Origin of the sequence: Micromonospora sp. DT31 (assembly GCF_049841795.1) — a bacterium.
Classification (GTDB): Bacteria; Actinomycetota; Actinomycetes; order Mycobacteriales; family Micromonosporaceae; genus Micromonospora.
In genome coordinates this window covers 74,114-90,265 of record NZ_JBNCKZ010000002.1, presented here as the reverse complement: position 1 = coordinate 90,265, position 16,152 = coordinate 74,114, and the positions used below count along the sequence as shown (strand labels likewise).

22 protein-coding genes are annotated in these 16,152 nt (G+C 74.5%); 10 read left to right on the top strand and 12 right to left on the bottom strand.

Going from position 1 to position 16,152, the window contains the following annotated elements; all coding sequences use genetic code 11:
• Positions 1-414: 414 nt before the first annotated feature.
• A complete protein-coding gene (locus ACLQ2X_RS04400) occupies positions 415-924 on the top strand; it encodes a DUF6232 family protein (protein WP_425679635.1) in 510 nt (169 codons plus the stop codon).
• Between the two features lie 9 nt (positions 925-933).
• On the opposite strand, the gene ACLQ2X_RS04395 is transcribed toward ACLQ2X_RS04400, so the two are convergent.
• Together ACLQ2X_RS04395 and ACLQ2X_RS04390 are read right to left on the bottom strand one after the other, a co-directional pair.
• Positions 934-1,263, bottom strand: a complete 330-nt coding sequence (locus tag ACLQ2X_RS04395; RefSeq protein WP_425679634.1) for a DUF3817 domain-containing protein — start codon at positions 1,261-1,263, stop codon at positions 934-936.
• A 25-nt stretch (positions 1,264-1,288) separates the two neighbouring features.
• Entirely contained in the window at positions 1,289-1,729 is a 441-nt protein-coding gene (locus tag ACLQ2X_RS04390; protein ID WP_425679633.1) for a hypothetical protein, read from the bottom strand.
• A gap of 124 nt (positions 1,730-1,853) precedes the next feature.
• Here ACLQ2X_RS04390 and ACLQ2X_RS04385 point away from each other — a divergent pair, with 124 nt between their 5' ends.
• The 3 genes from ACLQ2X_RS04385 to ACLQ2X_RS04375 are packed head-to-tail and all read left to right on the top strand — an operon-like array spanning position 1,854 to position 3,041.
• Entirely contained in the window at positions 1,854-2,153 is a 300-nt protein-coding gene (locus tag ACLQ2X_RS04385) for a DUF6158 family protein (protein WP_425679632.1), read from the top strand.
• The gene (locus ACLQ2X_RS04380; RefSeq protein WP_425679631.1) at positions 2,153-2,470 is read left to right on the top strand and encodes a hypothetical protein; all 318 of its coding nucleotides are present in this window, start codon (positions 2,153-2,155) and stop codon (positions 2,468-2,470) included. The genes ACLQ2X_RS04385 and ACLQ2X_RS04380 overlap by 1 nt, the downstream gene beginning before the upstream one ends.
• Positions 2,471-2,501: 31 nt before the next feature.
• Positions 2,502-3,041 carry a DUF1360 domain-containing protein gene (locus ACLQ2X_RS04375; RefSeq protein WP_425679630.1) on the top strand — a complete coding sequence of 180 codons (540 nt, stop codon included), beginning with the start codon at positions 2,502-2,504 and terminating at the stop codon, positions 3,039-3,041.
• A gap of 68 nt (positions 3,042-3,109) precedes the next feature.
• Here the strand turns inward: ACLQ2X_RS04375 and ACLQ2X_RS04370 are convergent, their stop codons facing one another.
• From ACLQ2X_RS04370 to ACLQ2X_RS04360, 3 genes are read right to left on the bottom strand one after another with little or no spacing between them, the layout of a single operon-like run.
• Positions 3,110-3,319, bottom strand: a complete 210-nt coding sequence (locus ACLQ2X_RS04370) for a hypothetical protein (protein ID WP_425679629.1) — start codon at positions 3,317-3,319, stop codon at positions 3,110-3,112.
• A gap of 30 nt (positions 3,320-3,349) precedes the next feature.
• Positions 3,350-3,583 carry a hypothetical protein gene (locus ACLQ2X_RS04365; RefSeq protein ID WP_425679628.1) on the bottom strand — a complete coding sequence of 78 codons (234 nt, stop codon included), beginning with the start codon at positions 3,581-3,583 and terminating at the stop codon, positions 3,350-3,352.
• 40 nt (positions 3,584-3,623) lie between these two features.
• Entirely contained in the window at positions 3,624-4,712 is a 1,089-nt protein-coding gene (locus ACLQ2X_RS04360; RefSeq protein ID WP_425679627.1) for a 3-deoxy-7-phosphoheptulonate synthase, read from the bottom strand.
• A gap of 261 nt (positions 4,713-4,973) precedes the next feature.
• Here ACLQ2X_RS04360 and ACLQ2X_RS04355 point away from each other — a divergent pair, with 261 nt between their 5' ends.
• Complete coding sequence (locus tag ACLQ2X_RS04355) at positions 4,974-5,195, top strand: hypothetical protein (RefSeq protein WP_425679626.1); 222 nt, start codon at positions 4,974-4,976, stop codon at positions 5,193-5,195.
• On the opposite strand, the gene ACLQ2X_RS04350 is transcribed toward ACLQ2X_RS04355, so the two are convergent.
• Entirely contained in the window at positions 5,170-5,883 is a 714-nt protein-coding gene (locus ACLQ2X_RS04350; protein WP_425679625.1) for a phosphodiesterase, read from the bottom strand. The genes ACLQ2X_RS04355 and ACLQ2X_RS04350 overlap by 26 nt on opposite strands.
• Positions 5,884-5,964: 81 nt before the next feature.
• On the opposite strand from ACLQ2X_RS04350, the gene ACLQ2X_RS04345 reads away from it, so the two are divergent.
• From ACLQ2X_RS04345 to ACLQ2X_RS04330, 4 genes are all read left to right on the top strand, one after another.
• Positions 5,965-7,257: a M16 family metallopeptidase gene (locus ACLQ2X_RS04345; RefSeq protein ID WP_425679624.1), complete on the top strand. Its 1,293-nt coding sequence runs from the start codon at positions 5,965-5,967 to the stop codon at positions 7,255-7,257.
• A complete protein-coding gene (locus ACLQ2X_RS04340) occupies positions 7,254-8,597 on the top strand; it encodes a M16 family metallopeptidase (protein ID WP_425679623.1) in 1,344 nt (447 codons plus the stop codon). Before ACLQ2X_RS04345 ends, ACLQ2X_RS04340 begins: the two co-directional genes overlap by 4 nt.
• A gap of 98 nt (positions 8,598-8,695) precedes the next feature.
• Positions 8,696-9,718 carry an aspartate-semialdehyde dehydrogenase gene (locus ACLQ2X_RS04335; RefSeq protein WP_425679622.1) on the top strand — a complete coding sequence of 341 codons (1,023 nt, stop codon included), beginning with the start codon at positions 8,696-8,698 and terminating at the stop codon, positions 9,716-9,718.
• Between the two features lie 105 nt (positions 9,719-9,823).
• Positions 9,824-10,240: a CBS domain-containing protein gene (locus tag ACLQ2X_RS04330; protein WP_425679621.1), complete on the top strand. Its 417-nt coding sequence runs from the start codon at positions 9,824-9,826 to the stop codon at positions 10,238-10,240.
• 16 nt (positions 10,241-10,256) lie between these two features.
• Here ACLQ2X_RS04330 and ACLQ2X_RS04325 read toward each other — a convergent pair whose 3' ends face one another.
• The gene (locus tag ACLQ2X_RS04325; protein WP_425679620.1) at positions 10,257-10,649 is read right to left on the bottom strand and encodes a VOC family protein; all 393 of its coding nucleotides are present in this window, start codon (positions 10,647-10,649) and stop codon (positions 10,257-10,259) included.
• A gap of 9 nt (positions 10,650-10,658) precedes the next feature.
• A complete protein-coding gene (locus tag ACLQ2X_RS04320; RefSeq protein ID WP_425679619.1) occupies positions 10,659-11,318 on the bottom strand; it encodes an alpha/beta hydrolase in 660 nt (219 codons plus the stop codon).
• Between the two features lie 100 nt (positions 11,319-11,418).
• On the opposite strand from ACLQ2X_RS04320, the gene ACLQ2X_RS04315 reads away from it, so the two are divergent.
• Positions 11,419-12,171 carry a lysophospholipid acyltransferase family protein gene (locus ACLQ2X_RS04315; RefSeq protein ID WP_425679618.1) on the top strand — a complete coding sequence of 251 codons (753 nt, stop codon included), beginning with the start codon at positions 11,419-11,421 and terminating at the stop codon, positions 12,169-12,171.
• A 25-nt stretch (positions 12,172-12,196) separates the two neighbouring features.
• Here ACLQ2X_RS04315 and ACLQ2X_RS04310 read toward each other — a convergent pair whose 3' ends face one another.
• The 4 genes from ACLQ2X_RS04310 to ACLQ2X_RS04295 all read right to left on the bottom strand — a co-directional run bounded on the left by ACLQ2X_RS04310 (position 12,197) and on the right by ACLQ2X_RS04295 (position 16,059).
• Positions 12,197-12,934: a hypothetical protein gene (locus ACLQ2X_RS04310; RefSeq protein WP_425679617.1), complete on the bottom strand. Its 738-nt coding sequence runs from the start codon at positions 12,932-12,934 to the stop codon at positions 12,197-12,199.
• A gap of 74 nt (positions 12,935-13,008) precedes the next feature.
• Positions 13,009-13,725 (bottom strand): response regulator, encoded by a 717-nt coding sequence (locus ACLQ2X_RS04305; protein ID WP_425679616.1) that lies wholly within the window; start codon positions 13,723-13,725, stop codon positions 13,009-13,011.
• Positions 13,695-14,891 carry a hypothetical protein gene (locus tag ACLQ2X_RS04300; protein WP_425679615.1) on the bottom strand — a complete coding sequence of 399 codons (1,197 nt, stop codon included), beginning with the start codon at positions 14,889-14,891 and terminating at the stop codon, positions 13,695-13,697. The genes ACLQ2X_RS04305 and ACLQ2X_RS04300 overlap by 31 nt, the downstream gene beginning before the upstream one ends.
• Entirely contained in the window at positions 14,881-16,059 is a 1,179-nt protein-coding gene (locus ACLQ2X_RS04295) for a sensor histidine kinase (RefSeq protein ID WP_425679614.1), read from the bottom strand. Before ACLQ2X_RS04295 ends, ACLQ2X_RS04300 begins: the two co-directional genes overlap by 11 nt.
• Positions 16,060-16,152 lie beyond the last annotated feature (93 nt).

Sequence of the window (16,152 nt, the reverse complement as noted above, 5' to 3'; positions counted from 1 at the left end):
ACATCGGCCCGGGGCCGTCCGGGTGGACGGCGGTCGACCGTGACCGACCTGGACAACCTAACCCGTGATCAAAGCAGACGGGAGTTGAAGCAGGGGCGAAAGTTAGCAAAGTGTCGGAAATTACCAGAGGGATGGTTGACGCTCGGTGCGCCTTTCGGCGACCTCCTGTCGCGTCGTGGCGACCGGGTGCGACAAAGGCGTGGCTCGTCCGATTCGTCGTTGTAGGCGGATGCCGTCAGCATTGCCGGGCAAAAATGCCGACAAAGACCCGAAACTGTCGCGCGGCTGTCGCCCACCCGTCGCACCGACCGCCCGCCGGGCCGGAAACCGCAGGTCGGGTGGCGCGCCGGCAAGACAATGAAACCCGGACCGGGAACTCCCACCACGGGACACCCGCGTCCCGGGAGGCCCCCCGTGCAGACCGACAGTTCCGCCACCCCGCCACCCCGCCCGGCCGCACCCACCCTGCTCTACACCCGAGCCGGCATCGTGGTCACCGCCGAGCGCTTCACCGTCGGCCGCAACACCTGGACCGTGGCCGAGATCACCCACCTGGCGACCGCCCGCGGCCCGCACGACCGCCTCGCCGTCCGGGCGGTCGCCGTTTCCGCGGCGCTCGTCGCGGGCGTCGGGTTGGCGCTCGGCTTCACCGGCGGCCTGCACCGGCTCACCGCCGAGGCGTACCTGACACTGGGCGCCGCCGGCCTGGTACCCCTGCTGCTGGTGCTGCTCGGCGACCGCTGGCGACCGCCGGCGCACGAACTGTGGGGACGGGTCCGCGGCGCCGAGGTGCTGCTGTTCAGCAGCGACGACGAGCGGCAGTTCGGTCAGGTCACCCGCGCGCTGCGGCGGGCCCGGGACGCGGCTCGAGCGGCCGGCGGGGCCGACCCGCCCGGCGCGCGGCCGTGGCGGCCCGCGCGGTGAACGCCGCGGTCAGCCGGCGACCGGTTCCGGCGTACGCGGCAGGCGTTCCGTGGCCACCCACCGGCTCACCCGCCGCTCGGCGTAGAACGAGACGAACGGCACGGTGCCGGCGAGCATCACCAGCAGCATCCGCTTCAGCGGCCAGTCGGCCCGCCGGGACAGGTCGAAGGCCAGCGCCAGGTAGACCATGTACAGCCAGCCGTGTGCCACCCCGACCACGCCCACCACGCTCGGGTTGTCGAAGCCGTACTTCAGCGGCATGCCGATCAGGACCAGCACCACAAGCGCCACGCCCACGATCCAGGCGATCACGCGGTACCGGGTAAGGGCTCCGCCCACCGTCGTCCGTCCTTCCGCACCGGCCTCAGCCGGGATAGTCACCGGGCCGGGCGCCCGGATTGGCGTTCAACCAGGAAAGGTAGCGGTTGTACTCGGCCAGTTCGGCGTCGTCGGCCCCGTCCGCCGGGGACGCCGGCGTCCGCGTGACGCGCACCGGCCGGCGTACCGCCGGGGTGGTGGCGACCGGCTCGGCGGCCCGCGCCGACGGGTCGGTCGACGGGACGACCGACCTCGCGTCGGCGGACGGGTCGGCCGGCGTGGCGCGCAGCGCCTGCCGGACCTCACGCCACCATACGAAGACCACGAAGCCGGCGAACACCGGCCACTCGATCGCGTAACCGAAGCTGATCGCGTTCCCCCCGGCGGCGCGGGTGACCTGCCACCAGCCCATCCCGAGGCAACCCACCACCAGCACGACCATGGCCACGTGGCGGACGATCCACGCCGGTGTCCAGAGCCGTTTCATGACAACGAGGGTACCGGGGCCGCCGCCCGTCTCCGACGTGGCGTCGTAGTCGGGACGAGGGTTTGGTGACACTCCCGCTGGGCATCCGAACAGATGCCAACCCGAACGAGACGAGGGGGCGACGATGACCGAATCGGTACGCGGGGACGCCAGCCCGGAACAGCGGGTCGCCGAGTGGGACGGTGACCACGCCCGCACTGTCGACACCGACGGTGAGCACATCGGCGTGGACCCGGTCGAACTGAGCGACGAGGACCTGACCCGGGAGATGCGCAGCCTGCACCGGACCCGGCTGGACACGCTGCGGCACGCCACCGACTCGGCGCTCGCCAACCACCTGCGGCGCACCGCCGAACTGGAGACGGAGTACCTGGCCCGGCACCCCGGCCGGGAGGTCGACCCGAGCCGGCTGCGGGACGCGTGATGGCCGACCACGCCGAGCGCGGCATGTCCGCGCCACCCGAGGTGGTGTTCAACACGGCGACCGACCCGGACCGCCTCTCCGCCTGGCTGCCCGAGAAGCTGCGCCGCTCCGGCGACTTCCGGGTGGAGGTGGTCGACGCCGAGGACATGCGGGCCCGGTGGGGCGCCGCCGACTGGTCCGCCGAGATCGGTGTGCGCCCGGCCGACGCCGGCGGCGCCCGGGTACGGCTGGACCTGGCCGGTCCGGACCACGGGACCGCCGAGGAGATCCTGGCCAGCCTCGACCGCGAGGTGGCCGACAACCTGACCGCCGGCTGAGTCCGGCCGGCACGACGACGAAGGAGGCCGGGTGACCGGAACGGGCCTGAAGCAGAAGGTGGCGCGCCTGCGCCAGGCGTACGCACCGCACGAGCACCGTCCGCTGGAGGGATACCTGAAGGCGATGGGCACGTACGCGGGCGTTACCGCCGCGCTCGTCGGGCTGGTCCGGGCCACCGGCCGTCCGGTGCCCGAACGACCCAGCCCGGCCGACGTGGTGCTGCTCTCCGTGGCCACCCACAAGCTGAGCCGGCTGCTGTCCAAGGACGCCATCACCAGCCCGCTGCGCGCGCCGTTCACCCGCTACGACCACCCGATCGGCAGCGGCGAGGTGATGGAGCAGGTACGCGACGAGGGCAGCGCCACCCGGCACGCCCTGGGCGAACTGGTCAGCTGCCCGTTCTGCCTCGCGGTGTGGGTCGCCACCGGACTGACCGGCGGGCTGGTGCTGGCCCCCCGGCTGACCCGGCTGGTCGCCACCGCGCTGACCGCGGTGGCCGCCTCCGACTTCCTCCAGATGGGGTACGCCGTGGCCCAGCAGGCGGCCGAGGGCGAGCACCACGAGAAGTGACCCGGCGGGAACGACGACGGGGGGCCGGCGCGTGTGCGCCGGCCCCCCGTTCGCCTGTGTGCCACCGATCAGGTGGGCGTGGTGCCGTGGTCCTCGCCGGCCCAGCCGCGCGACGTCTCCGGCTCCCGCTCCTCCTCGTCGTCCCCGGTGATGATCTCCCGGTCCACCGCGGTGCGGTCGTGCTCGTTGGCGAAGTCCGGCTCCGGCAGCGTGTCGACGCCCTCCGGTGGCTGGCCGAGCGCCGCCAGGTGTTCGTGGTCGGAACTGCGGTCGGTCATGTCGCGTCCTCTCGGGGTCGACGGGGGTGCTCAGGCGACCGTGCCGCCCAACAGGTCGGCGGCCTCGTCCACCGCGTACTCGCCCTGGGGCAGCGCGGCGATCCGGGTGAGCAACTCCGCGGGGAGCTCGGCGGCCACCGCCCGGCGGTAGATGTCCACCTGACTGATCCGCTCCTGGCCGCGGTAGAGGTCGTCGAGCAGGTCGTCGAGCGGCCGGGTGTCCGGCTGCTCCGTCACGGGCGCGTCATCGGTCACGCCGACCACCTACCCGAGCCCGAACCGGTCAAACCCGCACAACCGCCGCTCACGCCGGGGTGGGGAGCACCGCCCGGCGGGCGCGGACGGCCTGGGCCAGGTGCTCCAGCACCTCGTCCGTGGTGTCCCAGCCGATGCAGGCGTCGGTGACCGATCGGCCGTACTCCAGCGCGCGGGTCGGGTCCAGGTCCTGCCGGCCGTCGAGCAGGAAGCTCTCCAGCATGATCCCGACGATGCCGCGCTGCCCGGCGGCGAGCTGCCCGGCCACGTCGGCCGCGACGCGCGGCTGGTTGCGGTGGTCCTTCCCGCTGTTGGCGTGGCTGGCGTCGACCACCACCCGCTCGGGCAGCCCGGCGGCGCGCAGCAGCTCCAGCGCCCCGGCCACCGACCCGGCGTCGTAGTTGGGCCGGCCGCCACCGCCGCGCAGCACCAGGTGCCCGTCGGCGTTGCCCCGGGTGTGCATGATCGCCGGGGTGCCGGAGACGTCGATGCCGGGGAAGACGTGCGGCACGCCGGCCGCCCGGATCGCGTCCACGGCGGTGGCGATGCTGCCGTCCGGGCGGTTCTTCATGCCGATCGGCATGGACAGGCCGGAGGCGAGCTGCCGGTGCACCTGGCTCTCCACCGTCCGCGCGCCGATCGCGCCCCACGCCACGGTGTCCGCGATGTACTGCGGGGTGATCGGGTCGAGGAACTCGCAACCCACCGGAAGGCCCAGCCGCAGCACGTCCAGCAGCAGCGCCCGAGCCGTGCGCAGGCCGGTGTTGACGTCCCCGGAGCCGTCCAGCGCCGGGTCGTTGATCAGGCCCTTCCAGCCCACCGTCGAGCGCGGCTTCTCGAAGTAGACCCGCATCACCACCAGCAGGTCGTCGGCGACCCGGGCGGCGGCCTCGCGCAGCCGGCCCGCGTACTCCAGGGCGGCCGCCGGGTCGTGCACCGAGCAGGGGCCGACCACGACCAGCAGCCGGTCGTCGGCGCGGTCCAGCACCCGGCCGACCGCGCGTCGACCGGCCACGACCGCCTCGGCGAGCGGGGTGTCCAACGGCAGGTGGTGGTGCAGCAGAGCCGGGGTGGTCAACGGCACCACGCGGTCGATCCGCTGGTCGATGACCCGATGGGCATCCGGGGAGGTGGTCACGGCGGGATCCTTTCGCCGACCGTGCCCCGGGGCCGGCGCCCAGGGACCGAGCCGGCTGCTCGCATACGAAAGGGCAGGGGATCAACCCTGCCCGGCCGGCTCGAAGAGGAAAGTGACGTCAGCTCATGGTCGAGTCACCGGCTCCTCCAGCCGGCTGCCTAAACCATCGATACGACCTCGTCACGTCGGCCAGCGTACCCGACGTCGGCCGGAAGTCCGGCTGTCGTTCCGAAGTGCGGAACACGGGGTATGGGATCAGCCATGACCACGAGCCATGACCAGAGTGACCAGGACCGGATCGAATCCCGCGCGCACCTGCTGCCGGAGGAGGCGGCGGCGGGCAGCGACAACGCGGAGGCACAGGCCAGCGCCATCCTCGCCGACTCGGACCTCCGGGAGGAGGACCAGAACGCCGCTCCCGACACCGTGCTGGAGCACCGCACCTCCGACCAGACCGTCACCCCCGTCGAACCGACCGACTGAGCCCGGCCCCCCGGGCCCGGCGGGACCCCCGGTAACTGTCGTCCCGCAACCGGGCCAGCGGGCCGATCAGACGCAGTCCGGCCGGCACGTTGCCGACGGGGTCGAAGGCGAGCGCGGCGTCCTCGGCGGCGTCGCGCTCCGCGTCGAGGCGTACCTCGCCGAACGGCCGCCACGGCCCCACCGCCGAGGCCACCGCCAACACCAGCCGGGGCTCGTCGCGGGCCACCACCGCGCCGGCCTCGGCCAGGCCGCGGCCCAGGTCGGGTGACTCCGGGTCGGCGAGCACCGCCAGGAACAGCCGCCGTCCGCCGGCCCGGAACGACATGATCGACGTGTACGTCCCGGAGAAGCGCCGCCGGGGCAGCGGCAGGTTCCGCAGCACCGGCGGGGCCCCGCTGGAACTCACCAACAGGTCCACCGGCGGCTCCGGGTCGCGGTGCAGGCGCACCGCCACACCCAGCACGTCCGGCCAGCGGCCCGGCGTGGGCACCCCCTTGGACAGGCGGACCGTCGCCGGCCACCGGCCGGGCAGGTCCAGCAGTGGCACCCCGGTCGGCGGTCCCGGCGCACCCCAGGTCTGCACCTCGGCGGTGAACGTGAGTCCGGCCGGGTGCAGCAGGCGGGCGTGCCGGAGCCGGGTCAGCGCGGCGGCGGCCCGCTCGACGGCGGACGGTGTGGTGACGGCCATGCCGCTCGGGTACCCCGGCGCGCGACGAGGATGCTGGTGGCGCGTCACCTTTCCGCCCGCCCGATCGGATAGCGTCGTGCCATGCCCGACAGCGGTTTCCCCTGGCCGATCGAGACAACCCGACTGGACAACGGCCTGCGCGTGGTGGTGAGCGAGGACTGCACCGCGCCGGCCGTGGCGGTCAACCTGTGGTACGACGTGGGTTCCCGCCACGAACCGACAGGCCAGACCGGCTTCGCCCACCTCTTCGAACACCTGATGTTCGAAGGCTCGGTGAACGTGGCGAAGACCGAGCACATGAAGCTCATCCAGGGCGCCGGCGGTTCGCTGAACGCGACCACCAACCCCGACCGGACCAACTACTTCGAGACGGTCCCGGCCGAGCACCTGGAGCTGGCACTCTGGCTGGAGGCCGACCGGATGGGCGGGCTGGTGCCGGCGCTGACCCAGGAGACGCTTGACAACCAGCGCGACGTGGTGAAAAACGAACGGCGGCAGCGCTACGAGAACGTGCCGTACGGCGACGCCTGGCTGCGGCTGCTGCCGTTGCTCTATCCGCCCGGCCACCCCTACCACCACGCGACGATCGGGTCGATGGCCGACCTGAACGCCGCCGACCTGGCCACCTTCCAGGAGTTCCACCGCACCTACTACGCGCCGAACAACGCGGTCCTCACCGTGGTCGGCGACACCACCGCGGCCGAGGTGTTCGGGTTGGCCGACAAGTACTTCGGCGGGCTGGCCGCCCGTGCCGACATCCCGGCCGCCCCGGACGGGCGCACCGTGCCGTCCGCCGGCCGCCCGGCGGTGGAGACGGTCACCGCCGACGTGCCCGCCCCCCGCGTCTACCTCGCGCACCGCACCCACCCGTTCGGCGCGGACGGCTACGACGTGACCACGGTCCTGGCCACCGTGCTGGGCAGCGGCCGGGGCAGCCGCCTCTACCAGCGGCTCGCCGACGGCGAGCGGCTCGCCCAGCCGGACCTCGTCGGGGCGTACGGCGTGGACCTGGCGCACGCGCCGGCCCCACTGATCGCCACCGCCACGGCCCGCCCCGGGGTGAGCGCGCAGCGGCTGCGCGACGGGCTCGAAGCGGTCGTCGACGAGCTGGCGACCGTGCCGGTGACCGCCGCCGAGCTGGACCGGGCCAAGGCGCTGCTGAGCACCTCGTGGTGGCGGCAGATGTCCACCGTCGACGGCCGGGCCGACACGCTCGGCCGGTACGCCACCCAGTTCGGCGACCCGGCCCGCGCGGCCGACCGGCTGCCGGGCTGGCTCGCGGTGACCGCCGAGCAGATCGCCGAGCAGGCCGCCGAGCTGCTCGGTGCCGACGACCGGGTGATCCTGACCTACCTGCCCGAGGAGACCGCATGACGCTCATCGCCACCCGCCCCGGCCCCGGCGCGGCCCGCCCCTACCGCTTCCCGCAGGTGGTCCGGCGGACGGTGGCCGGCGGGCAGGTGGTGGCCGCGCACCTGCCCGGGCAGAACCTCGCCGTCGCGGTGCTGCTGCTCGACGGCGGCGCCGGCCGGGAACCGGTCGGCAAGGAAGGGCTCGGCGCGGTGCTGGCCAAGGCGCTGGAGGAGGGGACCGCGCAGCGGGACGCCACCGCGTACGCGCTGGCCATCGAGGCGCTCGGCACCGAGCTGGTGACCGGGCTCGACTGGGACTCGTTCCAGGTCAGCGTGCAGGTGCCGGTGGACCGGCTGACCGCCGCGGTGGAACTGCTCGCCGAGGCGGTGCGTACGCCCCGGCTCGACCCGGCTGACGTGCTGCGGGTCCGCGACGACGAGGCGACCGCGCTGCGGATGGACTGGGCGAACCCCGGCCCGCGCGCCGACGCGGTGCTGCGCGCCGACCTGTTCGGCGCGGAGCACCGGTGGGGTCGCCCGCTCTACGGCGACCCGGACAGCGTGGCCGCGCTGGAGGCCGACGACGTGACCGTCTTCCACTCGGAGTGGTTCATCCGCCCCGGCACCCTGATCGTCGCCGGTGACCTGGAACGCGTCGACCTGGAGGCGCTCGGCGCGGCGGCGTTCGCCGGCGCCGGCGGCGCGCCGGCGGACCGGGGCGCCCCGATCGAGGTGCCGCTGGCCGGGCGCCGGCGGATCATCCTGGTCGACCGGCCCGGGTCGGTGCAGTCCACGCTGCGGCTGGGCCACCCGTCGCCGCACCGCGCCCACCCGGACCACGTACCGATGACGCTGGCCGGCACCGTGCTCGGAGGTGCGTTCACGTCCCGGCTCAACCACCTCATCCGCGAGGTGCGTGGCTACACGTACGGCATCCGGGGGGACTTCGCCTCGTCGCGGCGGTTCGGCCGGTTCGCGGTCAACTCCGGGGTGCAGACCGCGGTGACCGCGCCGGCGCTTGTCGAGTCGGTGGGCGAGATATCGCGTACCCAGCTGACCGGGGTGAGCGAGGAGGAACTGGAGGTGGCCCGGTCCTGGCGGGCCGGCCAGCTCTCGGTCGAGCTGCAGAGCCCGCGGGCGATCGCGGCGGCGCTGACCACGCTCGTGGTGTACGACCTGCCGGACGACTACCACGCCCAGCTGCGCTCGGAGCTGCTCTCGGCGACCGTCGAGGATGTCTCCGCCGCAGCCGCGACCTACCTGCACCCCGAGTCGCTGACCATGGTGGTCGAGGGGGACGCGGCGGTCATCCGGGACGAGTTGGTCGCCGCCGGGATCGGCGAGGTGATCGACCACGCGTGACCGGCCGGGGTGGCGGGGGCTGTGATCCCCGTCGCCCCGCCTCCGGGCGCTGGGAAACGGTTCCCACCCGGGCCGCCCGGCTGGGTAGCCTCGCGGGCATGAGGATCGGCATTGTGGGAGCCACCGGCCAGGTCGGTGGGGTGATGCGGCGGGTGCTTGCGGAACGCGAGTTCCCGGCCGAGCAGGTGCGACTGTTCGCCTCCGCCCGGTCGGCCGGGCGGACGCTGCTCTGGCGCGGCGGCGAGGTGACAGTCGAGGACGCCACCACCGCGGACTACGCCGGGCTGGACATCGTGCTCTTCTCGGCGGGCAAGGGCACCGCGAAGGAGCTGGCTCCCCGGGTCGTCGAGGCAGGCGCCGTGGTGATCGACAACTCGTCGGCGTTCCGGATGGACCCGCAGGTGCCGCTCGTGGTCGCCGAGGTCAACCCGCACGCCGTCGCCGACCGCCCGAAGGGCATCGTGGCCAACCCCAACTGCACCACGATGGCCGCCATGCCGGTGCTGCGCCCGCTGCACGCCGAGGCCGAACTGGTCAGCCTGGTCATCTCCACGTACCAGGCGGTGTCCGGCGCCGGCCTGGCCGGTGTGGCCGAGCTGGACGAGCAGGTCCGCAAGGTGGCCGAGGACGCCGCCGGGCTCGCCTTCGACGGTTCCGCCGTCCAGTTCCCGGCGCCCCGCTCGTTCGCCCGCCCGATCGCCTTCAACGTGCTCCCGCTGGCCGGCTCGATCGTCGACGACGGCTCCGAGGAGACCGACGAGGAGCAGAAGCTGCGCAACGAGAGCCGCAGGATCCTGGAGATCCCCGGGCTGAAGGTCTCCGGCACCTGCGTGCGGGTGCCGGTGTTCACCGGCCACTCGTTGCAGATCAACGCCCGGTTCGCCCGGCCGATCGACCCGGCCCGCGCCCGGGAGCTGCTCGGCGGCGCGCCCGGGGTGGCGTTGAGCGACGTGCCCACCCCGCTGGAGGCGGCCGGGCAGGACCCGACGTACGTGGGTCGCATCCGGGCCGACGAGACGGTCGAGCACGGGCTCGCGCTGTTCTGCTCCAACGACAACCTGCGCAAGGGCGCGGCGCTCAACGCCGTGCAGCTCGCCGAACTGGTCGCCGCCGAACGCTGAGTCGCCGCGCGGGCGGGACGGTCGCCGGTCTCCGGTGCCGCCCGCCCGCGTTACGCCGTGCCGGCGACGGGTAGACCCCCCTGCCCACACGAGAGGGGGAGCACCATGACAACGGTCGCGGACTTCATGACGACCCGGTTGGTGACGATGGACGGCAACGACACTCTCATCGCGGCGGCGCAGGAGATGCGCGACAGCGCCATCGGGGACGTGGTGGTCACCGACGGCGACGACGTGGTCGGGATCGTCACCGACCGGGACATCACGGTACGCGGGGTCGCGGAGAACATGGACCCCACCGTCACCAGGCTCAACGAGATCACCACCCGGGACGTGGTGACGGTGAGCCAGTACGACGACGTGGTGGCCGCCGCCGACCTGATGCGGACGTACGCGGTCCGCCGGCTCCCGGTGATCGACGACGGCCGGCTGGTCGGCCTGATCTCCATGGGCGACCTCGCGGTCGAGCGGGAACCGCAGTCGGTGCTCGCCGACATCAGCGCCGACGACCCGAACAACTGACCGCTGCCGGCCGGGATCAGTGCCCGGGCGTGGGCGCGCTGGCGCGCGCCTCGTTCGGCGGCAGCAGGCAGAACTCGTTGCCCTCCGGGTCGGCCAGCACCGTCCACCGGGGCAGCTCCCGCACCACCGTCGCGCCGGCGGCGAGCACCGCCGCCCGCTCCTCGGCATCGCCGACCAGGTCCAGGTGGATCCGGCCGGGGGCGGGCAACTCACCCGCCGGAGTGATCCACAGGTCCGGCCGCCGGCGGTGCGGGTCACGCAACAGCACCGCCTCGGTCGGCGCGAGCGTGCCGTCGGCGAGCCGTACCCGATCCTCCTCGACCGGGGGCAGACCGGTGACCGCGCTCCAGAACGGGGCGAGCAGGTACGGGTCGCGGCAGTGGATGACGATCGCGGCGAGGTCGGGCATGCCCTGAACCTAGTCGCCGTGGGGCGCCGGCAGGACGGTGTCCAGGAACGCGGCGGCGACCGCACGCAGGTCGGGACGGGCCAGGTCGAGCAGGTGCCCGCCGTGGGTGAGCCACAGGTGCGTGGGGTGGCCGGTGGCGATCAGCCGGCCGGCCAGGTCGATCGGCTGGGCGGCCGGCACCGGGACGTCGTCGCGGCCCTGCACGAGCAGCACCGGCACGCCCGAACCGAGGTGGGTGGCCACGGCGGCGTCGGCGGTGGCCGGGTCGCCGGCAGCCGGCGGATGGCCCAGCAGGTCGGTCCACGGGTCGTCGCCGGGGGCGCGGTGGCGTCGCTGCTGCGGGTCGAGCGGATCGACCGGTGCGGCGTAGGCCAGCACGCCCGCCACGTCGCCGGGCCGGTCCACCCCGCGCAGCCCGACCTGGAGGGCCAGCATCGCACCGGCCGAGTGGCCGCCGACCAGCAACGGCAGGCCGCCCGCCGCTTCCCGGGCGGCCCGCGCCGCGGCCCGTACGTCGTCGAGCTGGGCCGGCCAGTGGGCCTGGTGGGAGAACCGGTAGGTGGCGGCGACCACGCGCAACCCGAGCGGCGCCAGCGCGGCGCCGTCCTCGTGGTGCCGGCCCCGCCAGCCACCACCGTGGACCCACAGCAGCACGCCACGCTCGGTCATGCCGTCATCGTGACTGGCGCAGGACGGGTGCGCGACCCCGGTCTGCCGAGGGCAGATCGGCCCTGAGTCCGCGTAACCTACTCAGGGTAAAGTTAGCCGCATGTCGGAACTCGTGTACCCGCCCATCATCACCGCCCTCAAGACGACGTTCCGGCTCCTCGACCTGCGACTGGACGTGTCGGGCAGCGAGCACGTGCCGCGCACCGGCGGTGCCGTGATGGCCTCCAACCACGTGAGCTACCTCGACTTCATCTTCTGCGGCTACGGGGCGCAGCCGGCCAAGCGGCTGGTCCGCTTCATGGCCAAGGACAGCGTCTTCCGGCACCGTGTCTCCGGTCCGCTGATGCGCGGCATGAAGCACATTCCGGTCAACCGCGCCGCCGGCGCCGGGTCGTACGCCTCCGCGGTCGCCGCGCTGCGCCGCGGCGAGGTGGTCGGCGTCTTCCCGGAGGCGACGATCAGCCGTTCCCTCACGGTCAAGGACCTGAAGAACGGCGCGGCCCGGATGTCGCAGGAGGCCGGCGTGCCGCTGCTGCCGGTGGCGCTCTGGGGCACCCAGCGGCTGTGGACGAAGGGCCGCCCGCGCACCCTGACCCGTCGGCACACCCCGATCACCATCCTGGTCGGCGAGCCGATGGACCCGACCGCGTACCCGGACGCCGCCGCGATGACCGCCGACCTGCGCACCCGTCTGGTGGCGCTCGTCGACCGCGTCCAGCGGGACTATCCGGACCAGCCCGCCGGTCCGGACGACACCTGGTGGCAGCCGGCGCACCTGGGCGGCAGCGCGCCCACCCCGGAGGAGGCCATCGAGCTGGACCGGGCCGTGCGCGGCTCCCGCAGCGCCTCCTGACGGGCGTGCCGACGCCGGCCGGGCGTCAGCAGGCGGAGCCGGGCAGGTCGCGGACCGGCCGGTCGGCCCGCGGCCAGGATGACGCCACCGGCACCCGGTAGTAGTCGTCGCGGGACAGGAACTCCACCGGCAGTGAGCCCGGCAGGATCACCCTGCCCAGCGTCGGGCCGGGGGAGGCGGCGACCCGGGTGGCGAGGGCGTCCCGTTCCGGCGGCGAGAGTTCCACCAGGTCGGGGTTGGCCAGTCGGTAGCCGGCCACCGCGCGGCGGACCTGCCGGGCCAGCGCGGTGACCGGCGCGACAGGTCCGGTGAGCGCCAGCGCGGGCTGGCGGATGGTGCGCAGCGCGTCGCAGACCACCCGCAGCTCCGCCAGCCCCGGCCCGGCCTCCGCGAGTTCCAGCCGGGACGGCCACTGCCAGCGGATCTGGCCGCTGACCAGGCGGGACAGCCGGGCCGGGCGCCGGTGCCGGGCCCCGACGCGGCCGTCCCGCCCGGCGACCAGGGACAGTTCGGAGCCGGTGCAGACGTACGCGAGGCGATGGTCGGTCACGGTGACCGTCGCCGCGCCGGGCAGCGCCCAGCGGCGCACGTCGTCGGTCGGGCCGAGCAGGTGACCGGCGACCCGCAGCAGTTGCCTGTCGAGCAGTCGTTCGCCCGGTTCGGGCACCAGCGTGTGACGCCGGTCGAGCACGGGACGGGACGGGTCGTCGTCGGCGTCGAACCGGTGCGGCCCGACGAAAAAGGGTGCGGCGTCCTCCGGCATGGTGCGGCCTCCCGGTGACGGTGTGCGGTACCCGTGAGCCTGAACGACCGCTGAGGCACCTGTCATGACGCCCGTTAGGGGGTCGGCCAATCGGTCGACGCCTGCGACCGGTAGATGCCGATATCTTCCGGTCGGACGAGCCCGTCCTCGATCGCCCGGGCGAGCAGGGCGGCCTTGGTGGCCGCCGGGCGGCCCGCCCGGGTGTACTTGATCCGCGCCCGGTCGACGTACTGCTTCACGGTGTGCTCGCTGATCTGCATTCGACGCGCCACCGACGCCTTCGACATCGACTGGAACCACAACAGCAGCGCCTCGCGCTCCTTGTCCGACAGGGACGGACGGTCCGGACGGGCGTCCCCGACCATCGCGCCGGCCAACGCCGGAGGCACGTACGGGCGGTCGCTCGCCGCGGCCAGCACGGTGGCCACGCAGTGCTCGCGCCCCTCGTGCTTGGCCAGGAACGCGACCGCCCCCGCGTCCAGCGCGGCCAGCATGGTCGTCGGGTCGCTGTGCTCGGAGTAGACCACCACCCGGCGGCCGGCCGCGCTCAGCTCGGCCAGCTTGTCCAACACCATCCGGCCGTGCAGCCGCAGGTCGAGGAGCACCACCTCGGCCTGCGGCGCGGCCCGCAGCACCGCGTCCGGGTCGTCGCCGGTGGCCAGCACCCGCAGGCGCGGCTCGCCGGCCAGCCAGGCGCGCACCCCGTCGATCACCACCGGGTGGTCGTCCACGATCGCCACCCCGATCGGCCACCCGGCGCTCATGTCCGCCGCCATCGGGTCTGCGTCCATCTGATCTCCCCGTCCCGCTCGTGCAGGTGTTCCACCGGCCCGTCCCCGCCGCAGGAGACCTTGCCCTCGTCCGGGCCGCCGCACTCGGGCGTCACCAGGCTGACCACCACCTCGTCCGGCCCGGCGACCACGGTCAGCCGGGCCCACCCCTCGGCGGTGGCGAGCGCCGCCGTCAACGGGTCCGCCAACCCCCGCCGCACCTGCACCGGCAGCTCCGGCGGGCTGCCGACCGCCACCAGATCGATCGGCAGTCCGTTGCGTTCGGCCAGGTCCGCGGCGGCGCGCAGTTCGTGCAGCAGCGGGTCGGGCACGTCGTCGGACTCGGCGATCAACCGGCGCAGCCGGGCCGCCGCCAGGACCGCGCGGCGGCGTACCGCCGGGTCGGCCGGGTCGGCGTCGCCGGCCGCCAGCGCCGCCAGCACCTCCTCGGCGGTGCCGCTGACCAACCCCAGCCGCGCCTGCCGGTCGGCGCGGGCCCGCTCGGCGGCCTCCCGCTCGGCGGCCACGGCCAGCGCCGCCGCGGCGGCCGCCGCCCGGTCCCGGGCCTGCGCGGTGATCGCCGCCGCGCCCACGAACACGGCCACCGGCAGGGTCGAGGTGCCGTAGACGTACATCGTGGCGCGGCTCAGGTCGGCCGGCGCGGTCGCGCCGTACAGGATCACCGCGGCCAACGCGATCGTCGCGTGCGCGGCCAGCATGAACAGCAGCCAGCGCACCGGCCGCCGCCAGATCGCCAGCAGGAAGAACCAGGCCAGCCCGCCCCACACCCAGTTGGCGGTGCTGAACAGGAACTGCCCGCCGGCCGCCGCGAACACCGTCGCGTCGACCACCAGCAGCACCGCGACCAGCAGGCCGGCCGGCGGCAGGCCGCCGCGCAGCAGCCGTACCCCGGCCCCGACGCCGACCAGCGCGGTCACCAGCCAGGCCGCGGCCACCACCGCCGGCGCGGCCATGCCCGGACCGGCCCGCAGCAGTCCCGGCAGCCCGATCGCCAGGTGCCAGGCCAGCGCGATGACCACCGCCGCGACGCGGGCGCCCCGGTCCGAGGCGTCGGCCACGGCGTGCGCCTCCGGCGGCGTCGCCGCCGATCCGGTGCGTCCGGCCGTCCGGGCCTGCGGAAGCGGGCGCGGCGCCGCGGTGGTCGCCGTCGCGGACTCAGTAGCCATCGGACCACTCCAGCCGGACCCGGGTGCCGGCCCCCGGGGCCGAGTCGACGACCGCCCGGCCGCCCACCGTGGCCATCCGCCCGTGGATCGACTCGCGCAACCCGTACCGATGGGCCGGGACCGTGGTCGGGTCGAACCCCGGGCCGTCGTCGGCCACCTCGACCACGACGGTGCCGTCCACGCGGGCCAGGTGCACCGTGACGGTCGCGCCCGGCGCGTGCCGTGCCACGTTGGACAACGCGGCGGCGGCACTGCCGGCGAGCACGGTCGCGACCTCCGCCGGCACCCGGCACGGTGCCAGCGTCGCGGTCACCCTCAGCGCGGGCAGTCCGGCGAGGGCCACGCGAAGCCGCCCGTCCAGGTCGGTCTCGCCGGCCGTCGTCGCGGTCCGCGCGTCGGCCAGGGCGGTGAGGGTACGCAGATCCGCCGCGCACCGCTCGCGCAGCATCGCGGAACTGCCCGGGATCGCGCCGAGACCGACCATGGTGAGGGTGCCCAGCACGGTGTCGTGCAGATCCCGGTTGTGCCGCCGTTCCGCCTCCCGGACGGCCCGGGCGGCCACCGCCTCGTGGGACAACCGCTGATAGTCGGCGAACACGGCGTCGGCGCGGCCGATCCGGCGGCGCATCACCGCGGCCATCACCGCCGCGCAGCCGACCTGCGCCAGCAGTGTGCCGGCGTGCGCTGCCGCCTCGCCCGGGTTGCCGGCCAGCGTGACCCCCGTCGCGTACGCGGCGGTGAGCAGCAGACCGGCCGGCACCGACCAGCGGGCCGGGGCGGTGGCCTGCGCGTTGATCACGCTGGTGCTGGCCAGCACCGCGATCCAGCTCGCCTCGCCCGGCAGCACCTCCGGCGCGACAAGCCACGGCGTGGCCAGCCCGGCGGCGGTGGTCAGCGCCACGTCACCGGCCACCAGCGCGCTGCCGATCCCGTGCCGGAAGGCGCGCCACGCATACCAGAGCGACCAGGCGGTGAGCACGACCACCGCGGGCACCAGCAGCGCCACCCGCACCGGCGGTGTACGCACCGACACCGCGACAGCCGCGCCGACCAGGCCGCAGGTGAGCCGCAGCAGCGCCGGCAGCGTCGTGAAGGCCAGGGTGAGCGCGCCGCTGCCCGGGCGGTCCAGTGGGGTCGCTGGCACGGGCGTTGCGGTGGCGACCGGCATCGCGGGACCGTCCTTCCGGCAGCGACCCGGCCGGGCCCGCACGGCATAGATTGACGCCGGAGAATAACACCGTTGACGCGACCGGTCACTCTT

Bases quoted from the DNA above. Each gene is read 5' to 3' on its own strand.
- ACLQ2X_RS04390 (WP_425679633.1), bottom strand. From the start codon at position 1,729: ATGAAACGGCTCTGGACACCGGCGTGGATCGTCCGCCACGTGGCCATG.
- ACLQ2X_RS04385 (WP_425679632.1), top strand. From the start codon at position 1,854: ATGACCGAATCGGTACGCGGGGACGCCAGCCCGGAACAGCGGGTCGCC.
- ACLQ2X_RS04380 (WP_425679631.1), top strand. From the start codon at position 2,153: ATGGCCGACCACGCCGAGCGCGGCATGTCCGCGCCACCCGAGGTGGTG.
- ACLQ2X_RS04370 (WP_425679629.1), bottom strand. From the start codon at position 3,319: ATGACCGACCGCAGTTCCGACCACGAACACCTGGCGGCGCTCGGCCAG.
- ACLQ2X_RS04355 (WP_425679626.1), top strand. From the start codon at position 4,974: ATGACCACGAGCCATGACCAGAGTGACCAGGACCGGATCGAATCCCGC.
- ACLQ2X_RS04350 (WP_425679625.1), bottom strand. From the start codon at position 5,883: ATGGCCGTCACCACACCGTCCGCCGTCGAGCGGGCCGCCGCCGCGCTG.
- ACLQ2X_RS04345 (WP_425679624.1), top strand. From the start codon at position 5,965: ATGCCCGACAGCGGTTTCCCCTGGCCGATCGAGACAACCCGACTGGAC.
- ACLQ2X_RS04340 (WP_425679623.1), top strand. From the start codon at position 7,254: ATGACGCTCATCGCCACCCGCCCCGGCCCCGGCGCGGCCCGCCCCTAC.
- ACLQ2X_RS04335 (WP_425679622.1), top strand. From the start codon at position 8,696: ATGAGGATCGGCATTGTGGGAGCCACCGGCCAGGTCGGTGGGGTGATG.
- ACLQ2X_RS04330 (WP_425679621.1), top strand. From the start codon at position 9,824: ATGACAACGGTCGCGGACTTCATGACGACCCGGTTGGTGACGATGGAC.
- ACLQ2X_RS04325 (WP_425679620.1), bottom strand. From the start codon at position 10,649: ATGCCCGACCTCGCCGCGATCGTCATCCACTGCCGCGACCCGTACCTG.
- ACLQ2X_RS04320 (WP_425679619.1), bottom strand. From the start codon at position 11,318: ATGACCGAGCGTGGCGTGCTGCTGTGGGTCCACGGTGGTGGCTGGCGG.
- ACLQ2X_RS04315 (WP_425679618.1), top strand. From the start codon at position 11,419: ATGTCGGAACTCGTGTACCCGCCCATCATCACCGCCCTCAAGACGACG.
- ACLQ2X_RS04310 (WP_425679617.1), bottom strand. From the start codon at position 12,934: ATGCCGGAGGACGCCGCACCCTTTTTCGTCGGGCCGCACCGGTTCGAC.
- ACLQ2X_RS04305 (WP_425679616.1), bottom strand. From the start codon at position 13,725: ATGGACGCAGACCCGATGGCGGCGGACATGAGCGCCGGGTGGCCGATC.
- ACLQ2X_RS04300 (WP_425679615.1), bottom strand. From the start codon at position 14,891: ATGGCTACTGAGTCCGCGACGGCGACCACCGCGGCGCCGCGCCCGCTT.
- ACLQ2X_RS04295 (WP_425679614.1), bottom strand. From the start codon at position 16,059: ATGCCGGTCGCCACCGCAACGCCCGTGCCAGCGACCCCACTGGACCGC.